The sequence below is a fragment of the Pseudomonas sp. RP-B7 genome, assembly GCF_059803535.1.
Window position 1 is genome coordinate 112126 of sequence record NZ_JAPFHC010000008.1, and the last position, 17379, is coordinate 129504.

16 protein-coding genes are annotated in these 17379 nt (G+C 60.2%); 10 read left to right on the forward strand and 6 right to left on the reverse strand.

The annotated features are described in order from the left end of the window. Positions 1 to 14 precede the first annotated feature (14 nt). From OPU96_RS10275 to OPU96_RS10295, 5 genes are all read right to left on the reverse strand, one after another. Positions 15 to 3032: a sarcosine oxidase subunit alpha gene (locus tag OPU96_RS10275; RefSeq protein ID WP_192299862.1), complete on the reverse strand. Its 3018-nt coding sequence runs from the start codon at positions 3030 to 3032 to the stop codon at positions 15 to 17. Beyond that, positions 3029 to 3331 carry a sarcosine oxidase subunit delta gene (locus tag OPU96_RS10280; protein ID WP_073525868.1) on the reverse strand — a complete coding sequence of 101 codons (303 nt, stop codon included), beginning with the start codon at positions 3329 to 3331 and terminating at the stop codon, positions 3029 to 3031. The genes OPU96_RS10275 and OPU96_RS10280 overlap by 4 nt, the downstream gene beginning before the upstream one ends. A gap of 14 nt (positions 3332 to 3345) precedes the next feature. Then, a complete protein-coding gene (locus OPU96_RS10285; RefSeq protein WP_034115307.1) occupies positions 3346 to 4596 on the reverse strand; it encodes a sarcosine oxidase subunit beta in 1251 nt (416 codons plus the stop codon). 22 nt (positions 4597 to 4618) lie between these two features. Further along, positions 4619 to 5872 (reverse strand): serine hydroxymethyltransferase, encoded by a 1254-nt coding sequence (gene glyA / locus OPU96_RS10290; RefSeq protein WP_226454497.1) that lies wholly within the window; start codon positions 5870 to 5872, stop codon positions 4619 to 4621. Positions 5873 to 6110: 238 nt separating this feature from the next. Next, the gene (locus OPU96_RS10295) at positions 6111 to 6833 is read right to left on the reverse strand and encodes a TraX family protein (RefSeq protein ID WP_498559044.1); all 723 of its coding nucleotides are present in this window, start codon (positions 6831 to 6833) and stop codon (positions 6111 to 6113) included. Positions 6834 to 6923: 90 nt separating this feature from the next. On the opposite strand from OPU96_RS10295, the gene OPU96_RS10300 reads away from it, so the two are divergent. Then, complete coding sequence (locus tag OPU96_RS10300) at positions 6924 to 7964, forward strand: threonine aldolase family protein (RefSeq protein ID WP_226454499.1); 1041 nt, start codon at positions 6924 to 6926, stop codon at positions 7962 to 7964. Positions 7965 to 8147: 183 nt separating this feature from the next. Beyond that, on the forward strand, positions 8148 to 8348 hold the full coding sequence (locus OPU96_RS10305; RefSeq protein ID WP_226454500.1) for a hypothetical protein: 201 nt from the start codon (positions 8148 to 8150) through the stop codon (positions 8346 to 8348). Between the two features lie 146 nt (positions 8349 to 8494). Here the strand turns inward: OPU96_RS10305 and gbcB are convergent, their stop codons facing one another. After that, the gene (gene gbcB, locus OPU96_RS10310) at positions 8495 to 9595 is read right to left on the reverse strand and encodes a glycine betaine monooxygenase reductase subunit (protein WP_192299867.1); all 1101 of its coding nucleotides are present in this window, start codon (positions 9593 to 9595) and stop codon (positions 8495 to 8497) included. Between the two features lie 284 nt (positions 9596 to 9879). Between gbcB and gbca the strand changes: the two genes are divergently transcribed. The 8 genes from gbca (at position 9880) to OPU96_RS10350 (ending at position 17376) form a co-directional block, all read left to right on the forward strand. After that, positions 9880 to 11175, forward strand: coding sequence for a glycine betaine monooxygenase oxygenase subunit (gene gbca, locus OPU96_RS10315; protein WP_192299868.1), 1296 nt, complete (start codon positions 9880 to 9882; stop codon positions 11173 to 11175). A gap of 906 nt (positions 11176 to 12081) precedes the next feature. Further along, a complete protein-coding gene (locus OPU96_RS10320) occupies positions 12082 to 12576 on the forward strand; it encodes a prepilin-type N-terminal cleavage/methylation domain-containing protein (RefSeq protein ID WP_305392804.1) in 495 nt (164 codons plus the stop codon). Next, positions 12551 to 12931 (forward strand): type II secretion system protein, encoded by a 381-nt coding sequence (locus tag OPU96_RS10325; RefSeq protein WP_498559045.1) that lies wholly within the window; start codon positions 12551 to 12553, stop codon positions 12929 to 12931. The genes OPU96_RS10320 and OPU96_RS10325 overlap by 26 nt, the downstream gene beginning before the upstream one ends. After that, the gene (locus tag OPU96_RS10330) at positions 12918 to 13424 is read left to right on the forward strand and encodes a type II secretion system protein (RefSeq protein ID WP_226454502.1); all 507 of its coding nucleotides are present in this window, start codon (positions 12918 to 12920) and stop codon (positions 13422 to 13424) included. The genes OPU96_RS10325 and OPU96_RS10330 overlap by 14 nt, the downstream gene beginning before the upstream one ends. Before the next feature lie 74 nt (positions 13425 to 13498). Beyond that, positions 13499 to 15031, forward strand: coding sequence for a lytic polysaccharide monooxygenase (locus tag OPU96_RS10335; protein ID WP_498559046.1), 1533 nt, complete (start codon positions 13499 to 13501; stop codon positions 15029 to 15031). A gap of 266 nt (positions 15032 to 15297) precedes the next feature. Continuing rightward, positions 15298 to 15729 (forward strand): type II secretion system major pseudopilin GspG, encoded by a 432-nt coding sequence (gene gspG, locus OPU96_RS10340; protein ID WP_226454504.1) that lies wholly within the window; start codon positions 15298 to 15300, stop codon positions 15727 to 15729. Between the two features lies 1 nt (position 15730). Continuing rightward, positions 15731 to 16195 carry a transglycosylase SLT domain-containing protein gene (locus OPU96_RS10345; RefSeq protein ID WP_226454505.1) on the forward strand — a complete coding sequence of 155 codons (465 nt, stop codon included), beginning with the start codon at positions 15731 to 15733 and terminating at the stop codon, positions 16193 to 16195. Beyond that, positions 16192 to 17376, forward strand: coding sequence for a type II secretion system F family protein (locus tag OPU96_RS10350; protein WP_498559047.1), 1185 nt, complete (start codon positions 16192 to 16194; stop codon positions 17374 to 17376). Before OPU96_RS10345 ends, OPU96_RS10350 begins: the two co-directional genes overlap by 4 nt. Positions 17377 to 17379: the final 3 nt, after the last annotated feature.

A 17379-nucleotide genomic window follows, 5' to 3' on the forward strand; every position in this document is an offset into this window, starting at 1 on the left:
CGCTACTCGGTCCGTCAGATATTTTGACGATCGCCCTTGGGATCGAAGAACACCGAAGACACAATCTCCGCCTCGATCACACTGCCATCGGCCTGTGGCGAGAACACCCGTTCACCGATGCGCTTCAAGCCGCCCTTGACCACGCCCATGGCAAACGAATAACCAAGGGAGTTGTGCGCATAACTTGAAGTGACGTGACCGACCATCTTCATCGGGATCGACTGCTTCGGATCAAACACCAGTTGCGCACCTTCCGGCAGCCACACTTTCGGATCGACTGGCTTGAGGCCCACCAGTTGCTTGCGCTCTTCACGCACGCAGTCTTCACGGTTCATGCCGCGCCAGCCGATCCACGAGAACGGCTTGGTGCGACCGACACACCAGCCCATGTTCAGGTCGTCCGGAGTCATCGAGCCGTCGGTATCCTGGCCGACGATGATGAAGCCCTTCTCGGCCCGCAGCACGTGCATGGTTTCGGTGCCGTACGGGGTCAGGTTGTACTTCTTGCCCGCCGCGACGATCTGTTCGAGCACGCCCATGGCGTAGTCGGCCTGCACGTTGACTTCGTACGACAGCTCGCCGGTAAACGAGATCCGGAACACCCGCGCCGGTACGCCGCCCACCAGGCCTTCTTTCCAGGTCATGAACGGGAAGCCGTCCTTGTCCAGGTCGATGTCGGTGACTTCGGCCAGCAGCTTGCGGCTGTTAGGGCCGGACAGGGTCATGGTGGCCCAGTGGTCGGTGACCGAGGTGAAGTACACCTTGAGGTCTGGCCATTCGGTCTGTTGGTATATTTCCAGCCACTGCAGCACGCGAGCAGCGCCACCGGTGGTGGTGGTCATCAGGAAGTGGTTGTCGGCGAGGCAGGCCGTTACGCCGTCGTCGAAGACCATGCCGTCTTCCTTGCACATCAGGCCGTAGCGCGCCTTGCCCACATCGAGCTTGGTCCAGGCGTTGGTGTAGATGCGGTTGAGGAACTCACGGGCATCCGGGCCCTGAATGTCGATCTTGCCGAGTGTGGACGCATCCAGCAGGCCCACGCTGTCGCGCACGGCCAGGCATTCGCGTTTCACCGCGGCGTGCAGGTCTTCACCGTTGCGTGGGAAATACCATGGGCGTTTCCACTGGCCGACGTCTTCAAACTCGGCGCCGTTCTTCACGTGCCAGGCTTGCAGCGCGGTGTAGCGCACAGGTTCGAAGATGTGCCCACAGTGACGGCCCGCCACCGCGCCGAACGTCACCGGCGTGTAGTTCGGACGGAACATGGTGGTGCCCATCTGCGGGATGGTCACGTTCAACGAACGGGCGGCAATCGCCAGGCCGTTGACGTTGCCCAGCTTGCCCTGGTCGGTGCCGAAGCCCAGTGCGGTGTAGCGCTTGACGTGCTCGACCGACTCGAAACCTTCGCGGGTCGCCAGTTCGATGGCGGCGGCGGTGACGTCGTTCTGCAGGTCGACGAATTGCTTCGGCGCCCGTGCGGTCGGCTTGTCGTGGGGCACCTGGTATACCGCCAGCGTTGGCTCTTCCAAGCGGCTCAGGGCTTTTGGCAGGGTGCCTTCGACCGGCGCAAAACCGGCCTCGCTGGCCGCGCGCACGCCGCCTTCAAAACCATCGGCCAGGGAATCGCCGAGGCCGTAGACGCCATTGATGCCACCGACACACACGCGCTTCTGCGGCGCTTCACCCGGGACAAAACCAAGGATGTCTTCACGCCAGGTCGGCTTGCCGCCCAGGTGCGACGCCAGGTGAACCACCGGGCTGTAGCCGCCGGAACTGGCCACCAGGTCACAGTCCAGCCATTCGCCTGGGCTGGTGACTTTGTGCGCTTTCACATCGATCGCGGCCACACGGGCAGCGGTGACGTGCTTGCTGCCACGGGCTTCGATCACGGCACTGCCGGTGAGGATGCGAATACCTTTGGCGCGGGCCTCTTCCACCAGCGCACCACGTGGGTTGTGGCGCACATCGGCGACGGCGACCACTTGCAGGCCGGCGTCGAGCCAGTCCAGCGCAACGCGGTAGGCGTGGTCGTTGTTGGTCGACAGCACCAGTTTTTTACCCGGCGCCACGCCGTAGCGACGCACGTAGGTAGAGACCGCACCGGCGAGCATGTTGCCCGGCACGTCGTTGTTGCCGTACACCAGTGGACGCTCGCACGCGCCCGTCGCCAACACCACGCGTTTGGCGCGCACACGGTGGATACGCTGGCGCACCACGCCAATCGGCGCACGGTCACCGAGGTGATCGGTGAGGCGCTCGTGAATGGTCAGGAAGTTATGGTCGTGGTAGCCGTTGACGGTGGCGCGCGGCAGCAGCACCACGTCCGGCAGGGCCTTGAGTTCAGCGATGACGCTGGCGACCCATTCGGTAGCCGGCTTGCCGTCGAGGCTTTCGCGGGAATCGAGCAGCGAACCGCCGAACTCCTCCTGCTCGTCGGCAATGATCACGCGCGCGCCGCTGCGTGCGGCAGCCAGTGCGGCGGCCAGGCCGGCAGGGCCTGCGCCGACCACCAGCACGTCGCAGTGACGGTTGAAGTTGTCGTAGGTGTCCGGATCGTTCTCGGTCGGCGAGCGGCCAAGACCGGCAGCCTTACGAATGTACTTCTCGTAGGTCATCCAGAACGATTGCGGGTACATGAAGGTTTTGTAGTAGAAACCCGGCGGCATCAGCTTGCCGCCGACCTTGCCGAGAATGCCCATCACGTCATTGTTGACGTTCGGCCAGCCGTTGGTGCTGGTGGCGACCAGGCCTTGGTACAGCGCCTGTTGCGTGGCGCGCACGTTGGGAATCTGGGTGGCTTCGGTCGCACCGATCTGCAACACCGCGTTCGGCTCTTCGGCACCGGCGGCGAAGATGCCGCGAGGACGCGAGTACTTGAAGCTGCGGCCGATGATGTCGACGCCGTTGGCCAACAGGGCGGCGGCCAGGGTGTCGCCTTCAAAGCCCTTGTAGGTCTGGCCGTTGAAGGTAAACGTCAGGACTTTATTACGGTCGATCCGGCCACCGTTGGACAGGCGATTGGTCTGGCTCATACCTTCTCTCCAGAGGCCTTGGCGGTGAATTGGGGCTTCTCACCGATCTTGTAGGTTTCAAGAATTTCGTAGGTCAGGGTGTCGCGCGTCGCGTTGAAATACTGGCGGCAACCGGCGGCGTGAATCCACAACTCGTGGTGCAGGCCACGGGGGTTGTCGCGGAAGAACATGTAGTCGCCCCACTGCTCATCGGTGCAGGCATTCGGGTCCAGCGGGCGCGGGATATGCGCTTGGCCGGACGCGTGGAATTCCTCTTCGGAGCGCAGTTCGCCACAGTGAGGACAGAAGATATGCAACATAGGAATTTCTCCTGTTAGTGGGCGACGGCCGCAGCGCCGTGTTCGTCGATCAACGCACCGTTGTGGAAACGGTCGATGGAGAAAGGTGCGGCCAACGGGTGCATTTCACCCTTGGCGAGGCTGGCGGCAAACACGTTGCCTGAGCCTGGAGTGGCCTTGAAGCCACCGGTGCCCCAACCGCAGTTGAAGAACATGTTCGGCACTGGCGTCTTGGAGATGATCGGGCAGGCGTCCGGCGTGGTGTCGACGATGCCGCCCCACTGGCGGTTCATGCGTACGCGCGACAACACCGGGAACATCTCGACGATGGCCTGGATGGTGTGCTCGATCACCGGGTATGAACCACGCTGGCCATAGCCGTTGTAGCCGTCGATACCGGCGCCGATCACCAGGTCGCCCTTGTCGGACTGGCTGATGTAACCGTGCACGGCGTTGGACATGATCACGCTGTCGATAATCGGCTTGATCGGCTCCGACACCAACGCTTGCAGCGGATGGGATTCGATCGGCAGGCGGAAGCCGGCGAGCGAAGCCATGTGCCCGGAGTTACCGGCCGTGACCACACCGACGCGCTTGGCGCCGATAAAGCCCTTGGTGGTTTCCACGCCGATGCACACGCCGTTTTCCTTGCGGAAACCGATCACTTCGGTCTGCTGGATCAGGTCCACGCCAAGGGCGTCGGCCGCACGGGCAAAGCCCCAGGCCACGGCATCGTGACGGGCCACGCCGCCACGCCGTTGCACGGTGGCACCGAGTACCGGGTAGCGGGTGTTTTTCGAGCAATCGAGGTACGGGATCTCGTCGGCCACTTGCTTGGCGTTGAGCAGCTCGCCGTCCACGCCGTTGAGGCGGTTGGCGCTCACGCGGCGCTCGGAATCACGGATGTCTTGCAGGGTGTGGCACAGGTTGTACACGCCGCGCTGGGAGAACATCACGTTGTAGTTCAGGTCCTGGGACAGGCCTTCCCACAGTTTCATCGCATGTTCGTACAGGTGCGCCGACTCGTCCCACAGGTAGTTGGAACGCACGATGGTGGTGTTGCGCGCGGTGTTACCGCCGCCCAGCCAGCCTTTCTCGACCACGGCCACGTTGGTGATGCCGTGTTCTTTTGCCAGGTAGTAGGCGGTCGCCAGACCATGCCCGCCGCCGCCGACGATGACCACGTCATAGACCTTTTTAGGGGTGGGCGTGCGCCACATCTTCTGCCAGTTTTCGTGGTGGCTGAGGGAGTGCTTGAAGAGGCCGAAGCCCGAGTAGCGTTGCATAGTCATTACTCCAAAACCGCGCTCAGCGATAAACCGGGAAATCAGCGCACAGGGCAGACACGTGCTTGGCCACGTTGGCCTCGACATCGGCGTCGCCGAGGTTGTCGAGGATGTCGCAGATCCAGCCGGCCAGTTCGATGCACTGCGCCACTTTGAAACCACGCGTGGTCACCGCCGGGGTGCCGATACGCAGGCCCGAGGTCACGAACGGCGACTGCGGGTCATTCGGCACGGCGTTTTTGTTGACGGTGATGTGGGCGCGACCGAGGGCGGCATCCGCCTCCTTGCCGGTGAGGCCCTGACGGATCAGGCTGACCAGGAACAGGTGGTTATCGGTGCCGCCGGACACTACATCGTAGCCGCGTTTGATAAACACGCTGGCCATCGCCTGGGCATTGTCGATCACTTGTTGCTGGTAGGCCTTGAAGCCTGGCTCCAGCGCTTCCTTGAAGCACACGGCCTTGCCGGCGATGACGTGCATCAGCGGGCCGCCCTGGGCGCCGGGGAATACGGCGGCGTTGAGTTTCTTTTCGATCTCTTCGTTGGACTTGGCCAGGATCAAACCACCACGTGGACCGCGCAGGGTCTTGTGGGTGGTGGTGGTGACCACATCGGCGTACGGCAGCGGGTTCGGGTACAGGCCAGCGGCAACCAGGCCGGCGACGTGGGCCATGTCAACGAACAACAGCGCGCCAACCTTGTCGGCGATCTGACGGAAGCGTGGGAAATCCAGAGTCTTGGAGTAGGCAGAGAAACCGGCCACGACCATTTTCGGCTTGTGCTCGACCGCCAGGCGCTCGACTTCGTCGTAGTCGATCAGGCCGGTGTCGGTGTTGATGCCGTATTGCACTGCGTTGTACAGCTTGCCCGAGGACGACACTTTGGCGCCGTGGGTCAAGTGGCCGCCATGGGCCAGGCTCATGCCCAGGATGGTGTCGCCGGCTTGCAGCAGGGCCAGGTACACGGCGCTGTTGGCGGACGAACCGGAGTGCGGCTGCACGTTGGCGTAATCGGCGCCGAACAGCTGCTTGGCGCGTTCGATGGCCAGGGCTTCCACTTTATCCACATGCTCGCAGCCACCGTAGTAACGCTTGCCTGGGTAGCCTTCGGCGTATTTGTTGGTGAGGCCGCTGCCTTGAGCTTCCATCACGCGCTTGCTGGTGTAGTTCTCTGACGCGATCAGCTCGATATGATCTTCCTGGCGCTGCTCCTCGGCATTCATCGCCGCCAGCAGTGCATCGTCATATCCCTGGATCTGGTCTTGTTTGCTGAACATCGCGTCTCTCCCAGCCTTTCGTATTGTTGAGGCCCGGTGCAGGGCCCTTTGATGCGATGGTAGGGCTGGCGCCTGTAGATCAAATGCCTACGCACGCCACGCAAAGGTGCGTTTACGACATTCATTGAGCGCCGCAGAAAAAATGTGGGAGCGGGCTTGCTCGCGAATGCGGTGGGCCAGCCAATACATGTGTTGACTGACCCACCGCATTCGCGAGCAAGCCCGCTCCCACAGGGGGTTACGCAATGATTTTGCGGACGGTTAACAGCAGCAGAAAATGCAGAGGGTAGAGGGTGTAGGCCCAGCGGCGCATGGCCGGTGGCGAGGCGTTTTTGCCATGTCGCAACAAGACAAGGCCAGCCAATGGCGCGATCAGGCATGTGGCGAGCCCCAAATAAGCCAACAGCGTGCCGCTATCGAGCAATACCTGCCATTGATTGGCCGCCACGCAGACCAACCCCGGCAATACACTGAAATACCAGGCACGGCTAAACACCAGCAGCATCGCCAACGGCAGCAGCACGCCAAAAAATCCGAACATCAGGTACGGGGAAAACACGCCGGCTATCGTGAGGGCAATCAGCGCCAATCCTCGATCAAAAAGCGTCTTCTGCTGCCATCCTCGCGCAACCAGCATTCCCAGCGCCAAGGTCGGCAACACATTCAACGTATCGGCATCCTCGATAAACAACCGATACGGTACCTCGCTGATCACACTGAACAGCAGCAGCCAGCCCAGGTAGCGCCCGCTGACCGGCGCCCCTTTCACCCGGTGCAGATTCGCCGCAATCGCCAGGCAAAACCATGGGAACGCCAGGCGCCCCGGCACATACAAACCATCCAGGCTCAACCCGACATAGCGCAGGTGATCGAGCACCATGCACAGCAGCGCCAGCCACTTGAGCAAGTCCAAAGCGCCATCTCGGACAGGTCCGACAGGCAAGGTGTGAGTGCCGTGCATAATTCCCCAGTGACTTTGCATTTACAGAGCGTGCGCACCCGCGACAATCTTGGTTACAGTGCGCACCAACATCGACCACAGGAATGGGCCATGACTGACAAGAGCCAACAATTCGCCAGCGACAACTATTCCGGCATTTGCCCGGAAGCCTGGGCCGCCATGGAACAAGCCAACCACGGCCATCAACGTGCCTACGGCGATGATGAATGGACCCACCGCGCCGCCGACGGTTTCCGCAACCTGTTCGAAACCGACTGTGAAGTGTTCTTCGCCTTCAACGGCACCGCCGCCAACTCCCTGGCGCTGTCCTCGCTGTGCCAGAGCTACCATAGCGTGATTTGCTCGGAAACTGCCCACGTCGAGACCGACGAATGCGGCGCGCCGGAGTTTTTCTCCAACGGCTCCAAGCTGCTCACCGCCCGTACCGAAAACGGCAAGCTGACCCCGGAATCGATCCGCGAGATCGCCCTCAAGCGCCAGGACATCCACTACCCCAAGCCCCGCGTGGTCACCCTGACCCAGGCCACCGAAGTCGGCAGCGTGTACACCCCGGACGAAATCCGCGCCATCAGCGCCACCTGCAAGGAACTCGGACTGAACCTGCATATGGACGGCGCACGCTTCTCCAACGCTTGCGCATTCCTGGGCTGCTCGCCGGCCGACCTGACCTGGAAGGCCGGCGTCGACGTGCTGTGCTTTGGCGGCACCAAAAACGGCATGGCCGTGGGTGAAGCGATCCTGTTCTTCAACCACAAGCTGGCCGAAGACTTCGACTACCGCTGCAAACAGGCCGGCCAGTTGGCGTCGAAAATGCGCTTCCTGTCTGCCCCGTGGGTAGGCCTGCTGGAAAACGACGCCTGGCTCAAACACGCACGCCACGCCAACCATTGCGCGCAACTGTTGAGCAGCCTGGTGGCGGATATTCCCGGCGTGGAGTTGATGTTCCCGGTGCAGGCCAACGGCGTGTTCCTGCAACTCTCGGAGCCGGCGATTGCGGCGCTGACAGCCAAGGGCTGGCGCTTCTACACCTTCATCGGCAAAGGCGGCGCGCGCTTCATGTGTGCGTGGGACACAGAAGAGGAACGTGTAAGGGAATTGGCTGAGGATATTCGGAAAGTGATGGGCGCCTGATCCAGGCGGATACTGGCGCTATGCCGAGTCTGTTATTTGATATTTCTGACAGCAGCACACTGTATTTTCATTGACTAGCCTCTTGGAACCCGCAAGGAAAAGGCCGCTGCAGCGGCCACCTTTCGGGTACAACTGCCTGCCGAATCATCGGCCGGAAATGGAAATCCAGCAGAGAACCAAACCATGGAATATCAAAGCAACGTTACCACCCTGCAAAGCGACGACGGCGTCAACACCACAGTCATCGACTGGGATGAGTTCAGGAAATCCGCCAGAGTCGGCGACACCATCCGCGAGCCATCAAGGACGTTGAGGATCTACGATAAAGTCTATGAATTGACAGCATCAGGTCAGCACTTCGTCGTGCATATCTACGCCCAGTAACCACTGATGTGGGAGCGGGCTTGTGTGGGAGCGGGCTTGCTCGCGAATACGCAGTATCAGTCACCAGATCAGTGATCTGACACACCGCTTTCGCGAGCAAGCCCGCTCCCACACAAGCCCGCTCCTACTCTGAACTGCGCCCGCCGTCAGAACTCGATGCGCACGTCACCCTTCGGTACGCTGCAGCACGACAGGATGTAACCCTCGGCCTCGTCTTCCTCGGTGATCCCGCCGTTGTGCTCCATCTCCACCTCGCCACCCAGCTTCATCACCTTGCACGTGCCGCAGATCCCCATGCCACAGGCTTTCGGGATCAACAGGCCGAGCTTGGCCGCTGCCGCGTGCACGGTTTCGCCCGGCGCCACGCGGATGCTTTTGCCCGAAGCAATGAACTCCACTTGATGCAGATCCGCCAGGTCGATCTCCGGCGCATCCGCCGCTTGTTCAGCTTGCTCTACCGCATCGGCACGCGCTTCCGCCGGCGTGGCACCGAAGGATTCCTCGTGATAACGCGCCATATCGAACCCGGCGACTTCCAGCAGGCGTTTCACCGCGTTCATGTACGGCGTCGGGCCGCAGCAGAACACTTCGCGCTCAAGGAAGTCCGGCACCATCAGCTCGAGCATCTTGTGATTGAGGTAGCCGCGATAACCCGCCCATGGTTCGCCCAGGCCGTGCTTTTCGCAGATCAGGTGCAGGCTGAAGTTGTCGATCCGCGAGGCCATGTGTTCCAGCTCGCGGTGGTAGATGATGTCTTTGGGCGAGCGGGCGCTGTGGATAAACGTCATGTCGACGTTGGCGTTGGTGTCGTAGAACCAGCGCGCCATGGACATTACCGGGGTGATCCCGACACCACCGCTGAGGTACAGCACTTTCGGGCTGGGGAAATCGATGGCGTTGAACAGGCCGACCGGCCCGTGCACCGCCAGCTCCTGGCCTTCGTGCAAGGTATCGTGCAGCCAGTTGGACACCTTGCCGCCCGGCACGCGCTTGATCGTCACCGAGAAGCTGTAAGGCACCGACGGCGAGCTGGAAATGGTGTAGGAGCGCATGATCGGCTGGCCTTCGATTTCCAGCTCCAGGGTGACGAACTGCCCCGGCTTGAAAAAGAACAGGATCGGCTGGTCGGCCATGAAACAGAAGGTGCGCACGTCCCAGGTTTCCTGGATGACTTTGACGCAACGGACAATGTGTCGACCATTGGCCCAGGTCTGGGTGGTTACCGGATTCAGGAAGCTGTTGGACATGCTGATTCTCCACTGCCGATGTTCGGCTTTATGGTGGCGATTCTGCGTAACGTCGCAACCGCCCATTTACCTATCTGCGACATTCACATACTTATCGCGACCAGCCCCCAACTACCTAGGCTTGCGCGTCGGGAACAGATTGGGCCATGTCGCCCATGGATAAGGTTCAACCCATCGGCGGCCCCACACTCGCTCCCAACAACGACGCTTTCTTTACGCCTTGCACTGCACCAACCGTAGCCACTATTCGCCGGCCACACAGAATGGCCATGAGGACACACACGATGGACGTCACCGCAACCTTAAGCTTGGGCGATCCGCTGGAACCCGCACGCAAGGCCACCGCGCAAATGCTGCAAGAGCGCGAGCGCACTTTCTCGCTGCCACAGCCGTTCTACTCTGATGAGCGACTGTTTGATATCGACATGCAGGAAATCTTCCAGAAAGAGTGGTTGATCGCCGGCATGACCTGCGAGATCCCCGCCAAGGGCAACTACCTGACCCTGCAAGTGGGCAAGAACCCGATCATCGTGATCCGCGGTGCCGAAGGCGTGGTGCATGCGTTCCACAACGTGTGCCGTCACCGTGGCTCGCGCTTGTGCACCAGCGACAAGGGCAAGGTCGCCAAGCTGGTCTGCCACTACCACCAGTGGACCTACGAGCTGGACGGCCGCCTGCTGTTCGCCGGCACCGAGATGGGTGCCGACTTCGACATGAAGCAGTATGGCTTGAAGCCGGTGAACGTGAAGACCGCTGGCGGCTACATCTTCATCAGCCTGGCCGAGAACCCGCCAGCCATCGATGACTTCCTGTCGACGCTGAACCATTACATGGAACCGTACGACATGGAAAACACCAAGGTGGCGGTGCAAACCACCTTGATGGAGAAGGCCAACTGGAAGCTGGTGCTGGAAAACAACCGCGAGTGCTACCACTGCAACGCGTCGCACCCGGAACTGTTGAAGACCCTGCTGGAATGGGACGACGTCACCGACCCTCGCGCCGACCAGGCCTTCAAGGATCACGTCGCCGCATCGGCCGCCGCCTGGGACGCCGAGAAGATTCCGTACGCCCACGCCAGCTTCGGCCTGCGTAACCGCATCGTGCGCATGCCGCTGCTCAAGGGCACCGTGTCGATGACCCTGGACGGCAAGCAGGGCTGCGCCAAGCTGATGGGCCGCATCAAGAACCCGGACCTGGGCTCGATGCGCATCCTGCACCTGCCGCACTCGTGGAACCACTGCATGGGCGACCACATCATCGTGTTCACCGTGTGGCCGATCAGCGCCCAGGAAACCATGGTCACCACCAAGTGGCTGGTGCACAAAGACGCCGTCGAAGGCGTGGACTACGACGTGGAGCGCATGCGCCAGGTGTGGGACGCCACCAACGACCAGGACCGTCGCCTGGCCGAAGAGAACCAGCGCGGTATCAACTCCACCGCCTACCAACCGGGCCCGTACTCCAAGACCTATGAGTTCGGCGTGGTGAACTTCGTGGATTGGTACAGCGAGCGCATGCTCAACAACCTGGGGGCGGCGCCGGCGCCTTACCTCAAGGGCGTGGCCGCACACGAATAAACAAACATGCGGGCTTGATATGGGAGCGGGCTTGCTCGCGAAGGCGCAGTGTCAGTCACGGATGAAGTTGACTGATACACCGCTTTCGCGGGCAAGCCCGCTCCCACAGTTGATCGGCGCCGCTGGCAGATAGGCTGCCCCTCAACCATGGAATCTCCCACAGTTTGATCCGCACACTGTTCAAAATTTAGCCATACAGCCTACAGGCCGCGAGCAATAGGCCCTCCAGCCTTTGCCCAACAACTTATCCACAAAGCCACCCACAGCAATTGTGGGCAACTGTGCCTCCCAGCCAAAAATAACCGAAGAAAATCCGTGACTTATTCAGTCAGACGGTTTTGAGCACGCGCTGATCATTTTTTGATCATAACTCTACAGGCCACGTAATCCGTGGCATGCAGCAGTACGCAAACACCTTATCCACAGAAGCGCCAACAGACTTTGGGGGCAACTTTGAAAGCGCTGTGGAAAACCACCTCAAAGCTTCATAAATCGAGGCTTTGAGGGAATTGGGCGCACAATTACCGGCAATTGATCAAAATATGATCACATGCGTGAAACGCCCTATCCACCTGGCCTGTAGCCGATAGCAAACATCTTATCCACAGAAGCGCCAACAGACTTTGGGGGCAACTCCAGAACCCGCGGGTGCCTTATCCACACGAAAACTGCCTTAAAAACCGTGACTTAGCCTGGTCAGTTTTTATACAAGGGCCTGGAGTCGTTGATTGGCGTGGGCTGTGGACAAGCACCAACACCTTATCCACAGCTACGCTCACAGCGATTGTGGGTAACCAGCGCAACTGTACAAAAAACATACGGCATCTACACTGACTGTTGCATCCAACCTCACAAGCCTGGGTTAACGCGGACGTCCTTGGCGCAACAACAGGAGAGACCACGGTGATCTGGCAGGGTCAAACCAGCCATCACTGCGCCAAAGGTTTTACGCTGATTGAGTTACTACTGACGCTGGCCCTGCTGGCCACGCTTGCGACAGTGGCATATCCGCTGACAGCACTGATGGGAAAACGTGATCGTGAACTCGACTTGCAGCGCTCGTTGCGGGAGATCCGGCGCGCCATCGATTCCTACAAGGAAGCCAGCGACGACGGACGCATTGAAAAGAGCGTCACCGACAGCGGCTACCCGCCCACCTTGCACGCATTGGTGGAAGGCGTGACGGACAAAACCAACCTGCAAGGCCAAAAACTCTATTTCCTGCGGCGCATTCCTCGCGATCCAGTCTGCGAGTGTGCGGAACTTGCGCCTGAAAAAACCTGGCAACTGCGCAGTTACAAGAGCAGCGCCGACAGCCCGCAAGAGGGGGAAGATGTCTTCGACGTTTCATCGCGCAACACTCGGGAGAGTTTGAATGGAACGCCCTACAACACCTGGTAATCGGGGTTTTACCCTTATCGAGTTGCTGGTGGTCATGGCCATCATCGCGACCCTCATGACCCTCGTGACACCCCAGTATTTCCGCCAGCACGCCAAGGCCCAGGAAACCGTGCTGCGCCACAACCTGTCGTCGATCCGCCAGGCCCTGGACCAATACCGCGAAGACCACGGCGCCAACCCCGACAGCCTGCAAGCCTTGGTGGATAAGCGCTACTTGCGTGAGATCCCCCGGGACCCGGTGACCGGCAGCCGCGACACCTGGCAACTGCAACCCTCCGACGAACAAGGCCTGGGCGACGTGCGCAGCGGCGCGCCCGGCACTGCCAACGACGGGAGCGCCTATGCCAACTGGTGAGCAGCGCCAACATGGCTCGGTGTTCATGGGCATGCTGGTGACGGTGGCGGTGGTCGCCGTGATGTTGATGCAAGTGGGCACGCTGTGGTCCAGCGTGTTGCAGCGCGAGCGTGAGCTGGAATTGCTCGCGCGGGGCAACGAGATTCGTCGGGCGATCGGCCTGTATTACCGCGAGGGCAACACCTTTCCCCAGTCCCTCGAAGACTTGGTCCAGGACCGCCGCCAACCCACCGTCAAACGCTACCTGCGCAAGCTCTACAACGACCCCCTGAGCGGCACCACAGACTGGGGCGTAGTCGCTGGGCCGGGTGACACCATCATGGGCGTATTCAGCAAAGCCCACGGCACACCGTTCAAGCAAGGCAACTTTGCAGTGATCAATCAGAGTTTTACAGGGCAAGGCAGTTATCAAGGGTGGGTGTTTCTGTATGGCTCTGTACAGAGTAGCCCTCCAACCCGCACCGCTCCCATGGGAGATCAGCTGAATCGATGACGTGAATGCATTTACACAACTGGTCGTTCCAGCAGTTCGGAACTTGTTTATCTGAATTGAAGGTGGAATAGAGCATGAACAACTTACAGAGGTATACGCAGTATTTGATCAAGTGGGTGTTGGCTGCGGCCTTGCTGGTGCCCGCCTTGGGATGGGCACATGGGGCAGTAGACACTCCGATTGCCAGGCAAGTGAAGTGTCAGAAAGACGGAGGTTATTGGGCCTCGCAAGACGGGTCGTCGATCAAAGACAAAGGCTGTAGAGGAGCCGCCTTAGTCTTTTCCACTCCCGCCGAATGGGCGTATCAATTTCAACAATGGAACGAAGTCGCCCACTTGATTGCGGCGCCCGGCTATAACGATCCAGCCATCGTCGAGCAGCAGGTTCCAGACGGTAAATTGTGTTCGGCTGGCGATGATAAGAAAGCGGGGTTGAACCGGGTATCGGCGGACTGGTTCCGAACCGATGTGACACCGGTCAATGGCATGATGACGGTCCGAATCATCGGGACCGCGCCACACGTGCCCAGCTTTGCAAAGGTGTTCCTCACTAAACCTGGCTTTGACCCGACCAAATCGCCCTTGACCTGGAGGGACCTGGTTCTTATCCACACCGAGCAACTGACCGTCGCGAAAACCAACTGGGGTAATTCTCCGCCCGCTATCCCAGGCGCCTCTGGATATTTCGAGTTCTTGGTCCCTGTACCTTCAGGACAAAGTGGCAATGCCACCCTATTCGTACAGTGGCAGCGTATTGACCCGGCGGGCGAGGGTTTCTATAACTGCAGCGACATCAATATTGTCAATGCGGTGACTCCAGGGCAATGGTTCGATATGGGGCAGTTCATAGATGCCATCATGGGTGGGCTAAAACCGGGTGATTCCGTTCACTTCCGTATTCTGGACAACACACCCGCAGCCAAAGAGATCGTTGACATTACCCTGCCCATTACTGGAAGTAATCTGGACCCAAAAGTCTGGGGGCAACAGCTGGCTAATAAAATAAATCCAGCCATCGCAAAAGTAGGGGAAAAACAAAACGGCAATATTGTATTTAATACTGTTGACCCCAGCGCCAACTCCGTTTACGCCACCGTGCAAGGGTATGCACAGGCGATGGCAATCATCCCGGGAGGAGGTCAAAACCCTGTCAACCCTACCGCTCCGATCGCGCGGATTTCCGGCCCCACTACCCTCCAGTCCGGCAAGCCGTTTACCTTCAGCGCCAGCCAGTCAGTTGGATACAACGGTCAATTGAAATACAGCTGGGGCTTCATCGGTATGGCTGCACCGTACGACCAAGTCACGTTGAACGGTGTGACCGTAGGCGTCCCTCAGACAACGGTGCACAAGGTGCGTTTGAACGTACTGGACGCTCAGAACAATAAAACAGCCCAGGCTGAACAGGACGTTACCGTTACGCCAGCAACCGGCGGACAACAGCCCGACGGTCCGTATGTACCAAGCGGATCGCATGAAGCCGGTAAAATCTACTCCCATAATGGAGAGAACTATAAGTGCCTGCAAAAACCATGGTGCGACGGCTCGCCTCTCTACTATGAACCCGGTAAAGGGCTCGCGTGGAGCCAAGCGTGGGAGAAACAATAACGACCAGAGGTGAACACGGGTAAAACAACGCCGTACACAATGTACGGCGTTGTTTGAAACGTTATTCAATAATTCACTATTTCTGAGTGCTAAACGTTATATGTGCCTCGCTCATACTGCATATCAAGTAACGCTATATTTCACCTATCACTTGGAATTATGTCTCCAACAACAGATGTTCATTTCTTAACTGACGCAGTCCTACCGGCGGTGCCCGCTTCAAAAACGCGGGCCGGAAGAGTTACACACAACCGTCGGGTATCGCCATGCGCACACGCACGCTTATCCACAACCCCCAACACGGCTTCACCCTGCTGGAGCTGCTCGTCGTCCTGCTGATCATCGCGCTCCTCGCCGGCTACGTTGGTCCCAAAATGTTCGACCGGCTCGAGCTGGCCAAAGTCCAAACCGCCCAGGGCCAGATGAAGTCCATCGCGGATGCCTTGAACCAGTACCGCCTGGACAACGGCAACTACCCCGACGAAACCCTGGGCCTCAACGCCCTCACTACCCGCCCCGCCAACGCAGCGAACTGGCAGGGGCCGTATCTGAAAACGCTGCCGCCAGACCCCTGGGGCAACCCGTACATTTTCAAGAACCCCGGCACCCCGCCCAACGATGCCGAGATCATCTCGCTGGGCCGCGATGGCAAGGCCGGCGGTGTAAACACCTACGCCGACATCGTCTACGGACTCTGACATGCACACGCTGCGGATCGCCCTGACCTTGCTGTGCCTCGTGGGCACCGCCCAGGCCGACTGTTGGCAGTTGGCGGCCAGCCGTTATCACGTCGATCCGCTGTTGCTGTACGCCATCGCCAAGGTCGAATCCAACCTCAACCCCAACGCACGCAATCTCAACGGCGACGGCAGCCAGGACCTGGGCCTGATGCAGATCAACAGCCGCCACTTGCCCGCCCTCGCCCGCTGGGGCATTACCGAACAACAATTGATCAGCCAGCCCTGCACCAGCGTGATGGTCGGCGCATGGATCCTCGCCGGGTTTATCCAACAGACCGGCTATGGCTGGCAGGCGGTCGGGGCCTACAACGCGGGGGGCCGGCCGGATCGTGAGGCGCGCCGTTCCAGCTATGCGCTGGCGGTATGGCGCTACTACGGCGCGTTGCTGCAACAGCGCGAGCAACTGGCGAGGCCGGCACCATGATCGACATCGACGCCCGCATCATCCGTGACGGCCATTTGCAGACCCTGCGCCTGCAAGCCAGCGACCTCGCCCAGGCGCGCCAGCAACTGCAAGCCGATGGCGCCCAGGTTGTCTCACTGAAAACCCGTCGCCAGCTCAAGTTGCCCAGCCGCCGCGCCAAGTTCGCCCTGGGCCTGTTTATCCAGGAGTTGGTGGTGTTGCTCGACGCCGGCCTGGTGCTGGTGGAAGCCGTGGAGACCCTGCGCGACAAGGCGCCGCCGGGGATCAACCGCCAGGTGATGAGCGACTTGCTGGCATCGATGTACGAGGGCAACTCACTGTCCAAGGCCATGCAGCTCAAGCCACAGACCTTTCCCGAGTTGCTGATCGCCACCGTGGCGTCCTCGGAACACAGCGGCCAATTGGCGGTGGCGCTGCGTCGTTATCACCATTTCGAGGCGCACTTGGAGACAGTGAAAAAACGCGTCAGCGGTGCGCTGATGTACCCCTTGGTGGTGCTCAGCGTCGGCGCCTTGATCCTGTTGTTCCTGCTGTTTTTCGTGATCCCGCGCTTCGCCTCGGTGTTCGACTCGGTCACCGACCTGCCCGCCACCGCACGTTTCATGGTGTGGTGGGGCGCGCTGGTGGAGACCCGTGGCAGCGAACTATTGATCGGCGTGGCGCTGGCAATTGTCGGCCTGGTGCTGCTGTTGCGCAGCGCCGCGTTCAAGCGGCGCGTCGCCGACCTGTTCTGGAAGATCCCCAGCCTCGGCGCCCAGCGCACGCTGTTTATCCTCGCGCGGTTCTACCGCACCGCCGGCATGTTGCTGATGGGCGGGATGCCCGTGGTCACGGCGGTGCACATGTCCGGCGCACTACTGCCCGCCGAGCGTCAGGGCGCGCTGCGCCAGGCCATGACCGACATCCAGGCCGGGCAGCCGCTGTCCACGTCCCTGGCCCGCCATCAACTGACCACCGCCGTCGCCGAACGCCTGTTACGGGTCGGTGAACAGAGCGGTGAACTGGCGGCGATGTGCGAGCGCATTGCGCAATTTCACGATGAAGCGCTGGAACGCGCCATCGAACTCTTCAGCAAAGTTTTCGAGCCTCTGTTGATGCTGGTGGTGGGCGGCTTGATCGGCCTGATCGTGTTCATGTTGTACATGCCGATCTTCGAACTGGCAGGTTCCATTCAAGGGTAGCGC

Bases quoted from the DNA above. Each gene is read 5' to 3' on its own strand.
- OPU96_RS10275 (WP_192299862.1), bottom strand. From the start codon at position 3,032: ATGAGCCAGACCAATCGCCTGTCCAACGGTGGCCGGATCGACCGTAAT.
- OPU96_RS10280 (WP_073525868.1), bottom strand. From the start codon at position 3,331: ATGTTGCATATCTTCTGTCCTCACTGTGGCGAACTGCGCTCCGAAGAG.
- OPU96_RS10285 (WP_034115307.1), bottom strand. From the start codon at position 4,596: ATGCAACGCTACTCGGGCTTCGGCCTCTTCAAGCACTCCCTCAGCCAC.
- glyA (WP_226454497.1), bottom strand. From the start codon at position 5,872: ATGTTCAGCAAACAAGACCAGATCCAGGGATATGACGATGCACTGCTG.
- OPU96_RS10295 (WP_498559044.1), bottom strand. From the start codon at position 6,833: ATGCACGGCACTCACACCTTGCCTGTCGGACCTGTCCGAGATGGCGCT.
- OPU96_RS10300 (WP_226454499.1), top strand. From the start codon at position 6,924: ATGACTGACAAGAGCCAACAATTCGCCAGCGACAACTATTCCGGCATT.
- OPU96_RS10305 (WP_226454500.1), top strand. From the start codon at position 8,148: ATGGAATATCAAAGCAACGTTACCACCCTGCAAAGCGACGACGGCGTC.
- gbcB (WP_192299867.1), bottom strand. From the start codon at position 9,595: ATGTCCAACAGCTTCCTGAATCCGGTAACCACCCAGACCTGGGCCAAT.
- gbca (WP_192299868.1), top strand. From the start codon at position 9,880: ATGGACGTCACCGCAACCTTAAGCTTGGGCGATCCGCTGGAACCCGCA.
- OPU96_RS10325 (WP_498559045.1), top strand. From the start codon at position 12,551: ATGGAACGCCCTACAACACCTGGTAATCGGGGTTTTACCCTTATCGAG.
- OPU96_RS10330 (WP_226454502.1), top strand. From the start codon at position 12,918: ATGCCAACTGGTGAGCAGCGCCAACATGGCTCGGTGTTCATGGGCATG.
- OPU96_RS10335 (WP_498559046.1), top strand. From the start codon at position 13,499: ATGAACAACTTACAGAGGTATACGCAGTATTTGATCAAGTGGGTGTTG.
- gspG (WP_226454504.1), top strand. From the start codon at position 15,298: ATGCGCACACGCACGCTTATCCACAACCCCCAACACGGCTTCACCCTG.
- OPU96_RS10345 (WP_226454505.1), top strand. From the start codon at position 15,731: ATGCACACGCTGCGGATCGCCCTGACCTTGCTGTGCCTCGTGGGCACC.
- OPU96_RS10350 (WP_498559047.1), top strand. From the start codon at position 16,192: ATGATCGACATCGACGCCCGCATCATCCGTGACGGCCATTTGCAGACC.